Source organism: Leifsonia sp. NPDC058194 (assembly GCF_042883605.1).
In the GTDB taxonomy this organism is placed as follows: Bacteria; Actinomycetota; Actinomycetes; order Actinomycetales; family Microbacteriaceae; genus Leifsonia.
In genome coordinates this window covers 257,205-264,852 of the sequence record NZ_JBHVVL010000001.1, presented here as the reverse complement: position 1 = coordinate 264,852, position 7,648 = coordinate 257,205, and the positions used below count along the sequence as shown (strand labels likewise).

Annotated in this window: 12 protein-coding genes; 4 read left to right on the top strand and 8 right to left on the bottom strand. The window is 70.5% G+C overall.

What is annotated here, in order from left to right:
• Nucleotides 1-174: 174 nt before the first annotated feature.
• From ACFVU2_RS01205 to ACFVU2_RS01190, 4 genes are all read right to left on the bottom strand, one after another.
• Nucleotides 175-987, bottom strand: coding sequence for a type II CAAX prenyl endopeptidase Rce1 family protein (locus ACFVU2_RS01205; RefSeq protein ID WP_387870019.1), 813 nt, complete (start codon nucleotides 985-987; stop codon nucleotides 175-177).
• Entirely contained in the window at nucleotides 984-1,388 is a 405-nt protein-coding gene (locus ACFVU2_RS01200; RefSeq protein WP_387870017.1) for a hypothetical protein, read from the bottom strand. Before ACFVU2_RS01200 ends, ACFVU2_RS01205 begins: the two co-directional genes overlap by 4 nt.
• Nucleotides 1,389-1,525: 137 nt before the next feature.
• Entirely contained in the window at nucleotides 1,526-2,080 is a 555-nt protein-coding gene (locus tag ACFVU2_RS01195; RefSeq protein WP_387870016.1) for a GIY-YIG nuclease family protein, read from the bottom strand.
• Nucleotides 2,081-2,111: 31 nt separating this feature from the next.
• Nucleotides 2,112-2,627 carry a DUF2087 domain-containing protein gene (locus ACFVU2_RS01190; RefSeq protein ID WP_387870015.1) on the bottom strand — a complete coding sequence of 172 codons (516 nt, stop codon included), beginning with the start codon at nucleotides 2,625-2,627 and terminating at the stop codon, nucleotides 2,112-2,114.
• A gap of 126 nt (nucleotides 2,628-2,753) precedes the next feature.
• Here ACFVU2_RS01190 and ACFVU2_RS01185 point away from each other — a divergent pair, with 126 nt between their 5' ends.
• Both ACFVU2_RS01185 and ACFVU2_RS01180 read left to right on the top strand, forming a co-directional pair.
• Nucleotides 2,754-3,017: a hypothetical protein gene (locus ACFVU2_RS01185; RefSeq protein ID WP_387870013.1), complete on the top strand. Its 264-nt coding sequence runs from the start codon at nucleotides 2,754-2,756 to the stop codon at nucleotides 3,015-3,017.
• Between the two features lie 30 nt (nucleotides 3,018-3,047).
• A complete protein-coding gene (locus tag ACFVU2_RS01180; protein ID WP_387870011.1) occupies nucleotides 3,048-3,203 on the top strand; it encodes a hypothetical protein in 156 nt (51 codons plus the stop codon).
• Between the two features lie 218 nt (nucleotides 3,204-3,421).
• Here the strand turns inward: ACFVU2_RS01180 and ACFVU2_RS01175 are convergent, their stop codons facing one another.
• The 3 genes from ACFVU2_RS01175 to ACFVU2_RS01165 form a co-directional block, all read right to left on the bottom strand.
• Nucleotides 3,422-3,829, bottom strand: coding sequence for a cupin domain-containing protein (locus ACFVU2_RS01175; RefSeq protein WP_387870009.1), 408 nt, complete (start codon nucleotides 3,827-3,829; stop codon nucleotides 3,422-3,424).
• 28 nt (nucleotides 3,830-3,857) lie between these two features.
• Nucleotides 3,858-4,880: a zinc-dependent alcohol dehydrogenase family protein gene (locus ACFVU2_RS01170; RefSeq protein WP_387870007.1), complete on the bottom strand. Its 1,023-nt coding sequence runs from the start codon at nucleotides 4,878-4,880 to the stop codon at nucleotides 3,858-3,860.
• 107 nt (nucleotides 4,881-4,987) lie between these two features.
• On the bottom strand, nucleotides 4,988-5,569 hold the full coding sequence (locus tag ACFVU2_RS01165) for a cytochrome C5 (protein ID WP_387870005.1): 582 nt from the start codon (nucleotides 5,567-5,569) through the stop codon (nucleotides 4,988-4,990).
• A 196-nt stretch (nucleotides 5,570-5,765) separates the two neighbouring features.
• Between ACFVU2_RS01165 and ACFVU2_RS01160 the strand changes: the two genes are divergently transcribed.
• Nucleotides 5,766-5,924 carry a hypothetical protein gene (locus ACFVU2_RS01160; RefSeq protein ID WP_387870004.1) on the top strand — a complete coding sequence of 53 codons (159 nt, stop codon included), beginning with the start codon at nucleotides 5,766-5,768 and terminating at the stop codon, nucleotides 5,922-5,924.
• Complete coding sequence (locus ACFVU2_RS01155; protein WP_387870002.1) at nucleotides 5,921-6,208, top strand: hypothetical protein; 288 nt, start codon at nucleotides 5,921-5,923, stop codon at nucleotides 6,206-6,208. The genes ACFVU2_RS01160 and ACFVU2_RS01155 overlap by 4 nt, the downstream gene beginning before the upstream one ends.
• A gap of 22 nt (nucleotides 6,209-6,230) precedes the next feature.
• Here the strand turns inward: ACFVU2_RS01155 and wecB are convergent, their stop codons facing one another.
• Nucleotides 6,231-7,352, bottom strand: a complete 1,122-nt coding sequence (gene wecB / locus ACFVU2_RS01150; protein WP_387870000.1) for a non-hydrolyzing UDP-N-acetylglucosamine 2-epimerase — start codon at nucleotides 7,350-7,352, stop codon at nucleotides 6,231-6,233.
• Nucleotides 7,353-7,648: the final 296 nt, after the last annotated feature.

Below are 7,648 nucleotides of genomic sequence, written 5' to 3'. Positions count from 1 at the left end.
GCACCCGGAGCTCGTCGGTGGCGAACAGCCGGAAGGCCAGGGCCAGCGAGCCGGGGGGGGGGGGGGGGGGGGCGCCCCCCCCCCCCCCCCCCCCCCCCCCCCCCCCCCCCGGGGGGGGGGGGGGGGGGCCCCCCCCCCCCCCCCGCGACTCGTCGCATCGGGCGGTGTGCGGACTCAGGAGTGGGCGCGCACCGTCATGAGAGTGGTGGTGACCAGGTTGAAGAACACGTGGGTCCAGATGCCCGGCCCCAGGCGACCGGTGCGTGCGGCGTAGACGCCGTTCACCAGGCCGAGGCAGAACGTGACCACGCCCAGGTTGGTCATCGTGACCGGGCTGCCGATGCCTTCGTGCAGGTGGAGCGCAGCGAACAGCACGGCACTGCCGAGCACGGCGACGACGGCGGCCGTCCGTCGGGCGCCGCGGGTCGGCTCGTCCGTCGAGCGACGGAGCATGCTGTTGCGGATCCCGCGCAGCACCAGGCCGCGCAGCAGGAGCTCCTCGCAGAACGGGGCGACCACCGCGACGGCGATGAAGCCGTTGACCACGAGCCAGATCCCGTCGGAGGACGCCGCCTGGTCGTTCGACGTGCTCGTCTCGCCGTAGAGGGCCTCGATGATCGCACTGATCGGGGCGGTGACGACGATGAGGCCCACACCCGTGCCGAGCCCGATGAACACGTCGTACCAGCGGAAGGCCAGACCGTAGTCGACGCGCAGAGAGCCCGAGCCGCGGTTCTTCGTGATGAACACGGCCGCGACGATCACTGCGCCGTACGTGACGACCCAGACGATCAGACTCGCGGCATCCGCATCGAGGGAGGCGGCCTTCACGATCGCGACGAGCGCGATCCACACGACCGCGACGGCGACCACCGCGCTGAGTGCTGCGGGAAGCCCCCAGCGCACGCGCGGATCGGGAGAGTACGGCACCCGTCGTCTCGCCGATGCGGAAGCCGGTGCCGCCGGCTCGGTCTGCGCGGCGGTCATGCGCGACGGAAGTGGGGGCGAGCGGACGGCAGCCACATCAGCACGGCCGCCACGACGACGGCGATGCCGCTCAGCAGGCCGATCAGATCGCCCACCGCGATGCTGGCGACGAGGCCGAGCAGCACGAGGGCGCCGATGATCGTGAGCACGATCCGCGCCCATCCGGCACCGCGCAGCAGGAACAGCCCGAGGAACACCCGCAGCAGCGAACCGATGACGGCGCCTCCGATGCCGCCGATCACGATCCCGGGGCCGGTCGGGGCGCTCACCGCCGGGCTGGCGAGCAGGGCCGGGAGGCCGATGAAGAACGACAGCAGACCGAGGGCCGCGCTGGCGATCCAGATCCAGAACGAGGCGACGACGACGCGGGGGACACCCACGGTGGTGAAGGGATGGGACACGGCTGATCCTTCGGGTAGAGGAGGGGACGACAACGGTGGACGAGCTCGTCCACTCCCTCCGCTATCGGCAGCCGGGATCGATCCGTCATGGGCGACGTAGCAGCCGTACCGGGGTCCGCCTGCGCCGACGGAATGCGCTAGCGGGCCCCGGCGGCGTGGGCGCTCCGCCATCGCGCGAGCAGTGCCCACGGGTCGCCGGCAGCGGCGCGGAGGCCCGCGATGTGTCGCAGCAACCGGATGTCCGTCTCGAACCATTCGGTGCCCGGGATGCGCAGCTCGGCGAACTCCTCGTGCCGCTGGTGCTCCCGCAGCCGGTCGCCGCGCTCGAACGCGAGCACCTCGTCGTGCGGGAGGGAGGCGAAGCGCCGGGCGGGGTTGGCGGTCGTCCCGATCTTGATCCGATCGCGATATCGCAGGTAGTAGACGACGTCGACACGGGAGGCGGCCGCAGCCTCCGGGGGCGGCTCGCCGACGCGCCATTCGCAGACCGCGCAGAGCCAGCCGGACGGGTAGCGCACCCCGAGCCGTGAGCCGCAGAACGCACAGGGCGCCGGGAGCAGATCGGTCACCCCGACGTCGCCGGCGACCCAGTCGTGCGCCTCCAGCAGATGCATCAGGCACAGCGGGAGCGGCGCGCCCGGGTGCGCCGGCGCCCCGCACAGCGCGCAGCCGACCGGGTGGATCGTGGTCATGGCGGGACGCTACCGCGCCCTCCCGACAGTCTCAGTCCCCGGTGATACGGGTGTAGGACGACCCGGACGCGGTCCGGCCGAGGATCCCGGCATCCACCAGGTGGCGACGCAGGGCAGCGGTGTCGTCGCCGAACCGGGCGAGGCGTTCGCCGAGCTCGGCCTCGCCGACCGCCTCGCCGTGGGGCAGGACCTGTGCCGCGATGTGCCGGAGCAACGCGTCGCGATCGGCCGCGGACGAGGGGAATCGGTCGATCCGGCCCTCCGCGTCGAGGAAGCGGTCGACGCCGGTGCGCGCAGGCCGCGCCGGCGCATCGCGGAGGGCGCGGACGAATCGCTCGCCGACGACCGCGACGCTCCCGTCGACGACCGCGACGAGCCCCGCCCGCGTCAACGCGTCCAGCGCACGCTGCCGCCGCGAGGGGCTGAGGCCAGCACCTGCCGACTCGAGATCGGCGCCGAGCTCGATCTCGGCGAACAGGCGGCGCGTCTCGACGTTGGCGAGGGCGGCCACGATCGGTCGCCAGTCGGCCGATTCCGTTGCGGGCATGGTGCGAGCCTAGCTCGGCCCGCGAATACCATCGCTCGAACGACCGATCAACCCCTCGGCCGAAAGTTGCCGCGTCAGCGCCGAGTCCCGATGATCGAAAGGTATCGCCACCGAGAAGGAGTCCCCATGAGCAGCGAATTCCAGGAGACGTCGCGCGTCGAATGGCACACGCCCGTCGACGGACTCTGGGTCGCTGAGACACCCAGCGACTACCTCGGAATGGTGGACCTGGGCACCGACGGATTCGTCGGGACGGGAGCGACCGGTCAGGATCTGGGAGTGTTCCCCACCCTGCAGGGTGCTCAGCTCGCCGTCTACGCCCGCTGGTTCCTGAACCACGGGACCGCCGCGTCCGTCGCGGCGGAGCCCGAGACCGCTTCCCTCGCCTAGAAGAACACCGTGAAGAAAGAAGGCTGAGCCATGCTCGCACTCATCATCGTCCTCCTCATCGTCTGGGCCGTCCTCGCCGTCCTCGGCTTCGCCGTCAAGGGTCTGCTCTGGCTGGCCATCCTGGGCCTGGTGTTCTTCGTGATCACCGCGATCGTCGGCTGGCTCCGCCGCGGCAGCAAGGCCTGACGAGCGGACGGGCCGGATACTCGGACGGGCCGGATGAGCACCGGGGGAATGTGCTCATCCAGCCCGATGCGCGAACGTCCCGATTGCCGCGCACCCTCTGTAACCTCCAGAGGTCACAGTCTCGGGCGCCCCTCGGGGCCGCCGGGTGCTCAGGCCCGGCTTTTAGGCGCTGCGGATGATCCGATTGCGGTCACGGCGCTTGTACTGGGGGTGATCCCTCATGCTCCGCGACCGTCGTACTCGGCGTCTGTGATGTGCTCTTTCCAGGTCGTCGTCGCGGCCGGGTCGTCGGCGGCCTCCAGGACCGCGAGGTGCTCCATGAAGCAGTCCGGGGCGGCCGCGTGCCAGTGGTCCTGTCCGGGAGGCGTGTAGAGGGTCTCGCCCGGGTGCACTTCGATCACGGTGCCGTCCCAGTCGCCGAACCGGGCGACGCCCTGGGTGACGCGCAGGTACTGCCCGCGGGCGTGGCTGTGCCACGCGGTCCGTGCGCCGGGAGCGAAGCGGACCATGGCGGCCGTCGCGCGCTGGTCGCCATCGTGGGGCGTCACGATGGCGTCCACCCAGACATCGCCCTGGAACTTGTCGGGCGTGTTCTTCACGGTCGGGGTGCGGGGTTCGATGTTCATGGGGTGTTCCTTTCCTTGAGGGGGAGTCTCAGAACGTGAGGAGGACCTTCGTCGCGAGCCGTCGATCCATAGCGTCGTACCCTTCGGCTGCGCGGTCGAGGGGCAACGCGAGGTCGAAGACGCGGCCCGGATCGATCTCGCGGTCCCAGATCAGGCGGATGAGCTCGGGCAGGAAGCGCCGGACGGGTGCCGGGCCGCCCAGCAGGTGCACTTCGGAGAAGAACAGTTCGTCGGCAGGCAGGGCGACGCCGTCGTGCGCGACGCCGACGAATCCGACATGACCGCCCGGTCGCGTCGAGCGGATCGCCTGCAGCAGGGACTCCTGGGTGCCGACCGCTTCGATCACCGAATGGGCGCCGAGGCCGCCGGTGAGCTCCTTGATCTTCGCCACGCCGTCATCGCCACGCTCCTCGACGATGTCGGTCGCGCCGAACTCGCGGGCGAGCGCCTGACGGTCGGCATGCCGCGACATGGCGATGATGCGCTCCGCGCCGAGCTGCTTGGCCGCCAGGACTCCCATCAGACCGACCGCTCCATCGCCGACGACGACGACCGTCTTCCCGGGCCCCACCTCGGCGGCGGAGGCGGCGAACCACCCCGTGCCGAGCACGTCCGAGGCGGCCAGCAGCGACGGGATGAGGTCGGCGTCGGGCTGTCCGGGTGTGGCTACGAGGGTCCCGTCGGCGAGGGGGATGCGCGCCTTCTCGGCCTGTGTGCCGATCGCGCCCATCATCACGTTGTGGACGCAGCGCGACTGATAGCCGGCCCGGCAGATCTCGCAGGTGTTGTCGGATGCGACGAACGAGCCGACCACGAAGTCGCCGGGCTTCACGGTCGTCACGTCCGTTCCGATCTCCTCGACCACCCCGACGTACTCGTGCCCCATCGGGGAATGGTCGGCGTGATCGACGCCGCGGTACGGCCACAGGTCCGACCCACAGATGCAGGTGGCCGTCAGTCGGATGATCGCATCCGTCGGCTCGAGGATCGTCGGGTCGTCGCGTTCCACGACGCTGACGACTCCGGGGGCGTTCATGATGACTCCACGCACGGCTGCGCTCCTTCGTCTCGGTGTCCTCCCAGTCCACCGCTCGACGTGCTCACGTGGGAGGCCCTGTCGAGACGTGTACTGGCAGGGCACCTCTCGCCCGGAGTCGCCTACACGGTCGTGCCGGTCCCCGAATCGTCCGAACGGTTCTTCTCGTCCGCAGTGGAGCTCGCTCCCGACGACAGGTGATCGAGCAGCTCGTCGAGACTCCCGAAGGTGAGCACGTCGCCGTGGTCGTCGTCGCGCTCGTCGACCTCCACGTCGTCGAAGACCAGATCCTCGTCGAGGAGGACCCGGATCACGCTGTCGGGGAACTGCCGAGGCGCATCGAACGAGAGCAGTACGGCGTCGACGAAGACGACCATCGACTTCAGCTCCAGGTCGTCGCGCAGGTCCGTCGGCTCGGCGATCGGCTCGGGACCGACGGCCTCCTCGATCTCGGATGCCGCTGCCTCGATCACTTCGCGCCAGGCGGTCGCCGAGAGGGCCAGCAGGCGACCGACCTTCTCGCAGAGCCCTCCGACGTCGGGTGCTTCCCGCTCCTCGATCTCGGGGTCGACGTTGAGCATCACCTCCCCGCCGACGGCGGAGAAGTGCGCCGGGCCGTACACGAAGGAGCCCTCGATCTCGGGCGCGGTGATCAGACCGCGGCGGCTGAGTTCGTCCTTCAGGGTGTCGAGGGAGGTGTCCATGTCGTCAACGGTACCGGGCGCGCAGGACCGTCCCTCCCTGTCATCGGGCAGGAATCCCGCGGTTGACGCAGCGGGCTACCCAGGTCCGGAGCGAGGACTACTGCGATCGGGCGGCGCGCCACTTCCGTTCGGGTCACGCCCTCCTAAACTCGGCGGACCGCACGTGCCCGCGTGCGGATCACGTCGCTTCGAGGGGATGACCGCCGTGCACGCCGAGGTCTACATCAGTCAGCTGTCGGGCGAGCCGATCCGGGTCGGATGCCTGTGCGACGGGCGCGGCGACCACGGCCCGCTCGTGGCCGCGTTCCAGCTCATCGACGATCCCGCGGCCGCTTCTGCTGTCCCGACGTCATGACCCGCCCGCAGAAGGTCGCCGTCGGAGTTGTCGGCGCTCTCTTCGGGGCCGTCGGGCTCTTCTGCCTCGTGGCGCTCGCTCAGGTCCTGATCGGTATTCCGTTGCTTCCCGACGGCGAGGACGCCGCGGGAAGCGTCCTCCTCATCGCTGCGGCTGCGCTCGCGGGGTCAGCCGGAGCCATCTGCTGCGCCGCGATCCTGCGCTGGCGAGCCGAGCCTTCCCAGCGGCGGGCGTCGTACGTCGACCTCGGCACAGGGAAGCATTCGAGCGCCGGCCGACCGTGACGCCCGTACGTCGAGATGCGGCTCAGGCCGCGCGGCGGTCCTCCATCGGTGCGCTCACGAGTCGGCGGATCTCGCGCGCAATGGTCTCGGACGCGGATCCGTCGCCGTACGGGCTGGGGAGTGCGGCGAGCGTCGCGTGCGTCTCTGCGAGGTCGGCGATCCAGCGCTCGACGATCTCCGAGATCTGAGGTCCGGGCAGCACGCGGTCGGCGAACGATCCCATCACCTCCGGGCGCTCAGTGGAGGCGCGCACGACGAGCAGGGGACGCTTGAGCACGCTGCACTCCTCCTGCACCCCGCCCGAATCGGAGACCAGCACGGCTGAGGAGGCCGCGAGCGCGAGGAACTCGGGAGGTGTCACCGGGTCGATCACCCGCAGCCCCTCGAGCAGCGGATCGAGCCCGAAGGCGTGGATCCGTGCGCGGGTGCGCGGATGGAGGGGGAGGACGACCGGGAGACTGAGGGTCGTGAGCTCCGTCAGGATCGTCGCGAGAGCCACCGGGTCGTCGGTGTTCTCGGGGCGGTGGATGGTCGTGAGCACGTAGCGGTCGGCGCTGAGCCCGTGGGCGTGGAGCACGGTGTCCGTGACGGCCGACGACGGCAGCTGCGCCTGCACGGCCTCGACGACGGTGTTGCCCGTCAGCACGATGCGCTCCGCTGGGATCTGCTCGGCGCGCAGGTTCTCGACGTTGGTGGCGGTGGGCGCGCAGAGCAGATCGGCGATGTGGTCGATTATCACCCGGTTGTGCTCTTCCGGCATGGCGCGGTCGAAGCTGCGCAGACCGGCCTCCACGTGTACGAGGGGGATGTCGAGGGCGTTCGCGGCGAGGGCGCCGGCGAGACCCGCATTGGTGTCGCCCTGGACGACGACGGCCTTCGGCGGCCGGGCGGTGAAGACGGTGTCGAGCTGTTTCAGCGTGGAGGCGATCTGAGCAGCCCGGCCGCTGCCGCCGACCGAGAGGACCGCCTCGGGCTCGGGGAGGCCGAGAGCGTCCCAGACGGATCCGGAGAGGGCCGGGTCGTAGTGCTGGCCGGTGTGGAAGACGCGGCTCTCGGAGCCGAGAGCGTGGACGATTCCGGCGAGCTTGACCATCTCGGGGCGGGTTCCGAGCACGATGGCGATGCCGTGGGGGGTGGCGGGCATGGGGGATTCCTCTCAGTCGGGTGCGCGGGAGGGACGGGTGTGTCGGGTCGCGCATCGGCCGCAGTGGAGCGAGGGGCCGGGAGGGTGATCAGCGGGTGCGGGTGGGAGTACGGTTCGGGTTCAGTCCGGTTCGGGTTCAAGGAGTGGAGAGGCCGGCTGCCCAAGGGAGGGACAGCCGACCTCTCAAGCGCACGGACCACCCGTTAGTCCGAATACGCAAACGTCGCCGCGGAGTGGTACCCGAACTCCGTATCGCGACTGACGTGCCTCTACTCTCGAACACGAAACGGCCGCTC

Coding starts and splice junctions, on each gene's coding strand:
- ACFVU2_RS01205 (WP_387870019.1), bottom strand. CDS start 987: ATGACCGCCGCGCAGACCGAGCCGGCGGCACCGGCTTCCGCATCGGCG.
- ACFVU2_RS01195 (WP_387870016.1), bottom strand. CDS start 2,080: ATGACCACGATCCACCCGGTCGGCTGCGCGCTGTGCGGGGCGCCGGCG.
- ACFVU2_RS01190 (WP_387870015.1), bottom strand. CDS start 2,627: ATGCCCGCAACGGAATCGGCCGACTGGCGACCGATCGTGGCCGCCCTC.
- ACFVU2_RS01185 (WP_387870013.1), top strand. CDS start 2,754: ATGAGCAGCGAATTCCAGGAGACGTCGCGCGTCGAATGGCACACGCCC.
- ACFVU2_RS01180 (WP_387870011.1), top strand. CDS start 3,048: ATGCTCGCACTCATCATCGTCCTCCTCATCGTCTGGGCCGTCCTCGCC.
- ACFVU2_RS01175 (WP_387870009.1), bottom strand. CDS start 3,829: ATGAACATCGAACCCCGCACCCCGACCGTGAAGAACACGCCCGACAAG.
- ACFVU2_RS01165 (WP_387870005.1), bottom strand. CDS start 5,569: ATGGACACCTCCCTCGACACCCTGAAGGACGAACTCAGCCGCCGCGGT.
- ACFVU2_RS01160 (WP_387870004.1), top strand. CDS start 5,766: ATGACCGCCGTGCACGCCGAGGTCTACATCAGTCAGCTGTCGGGCGAG.
- ACFVU2_RS01155 (WP_387870002.1), top strand. CDS start 5,921: ATGACCCGCCCGCAGAAGGTCGCCGTCGGAGTTGTCGGCGCTCTCTTC.
- wecB (WP_387870000.1), bottom strand. CDS start 7,352: ATGCCCGCCACCCCCCACGGCATCGCCATCGTGCTCGGAACCCGCCCC.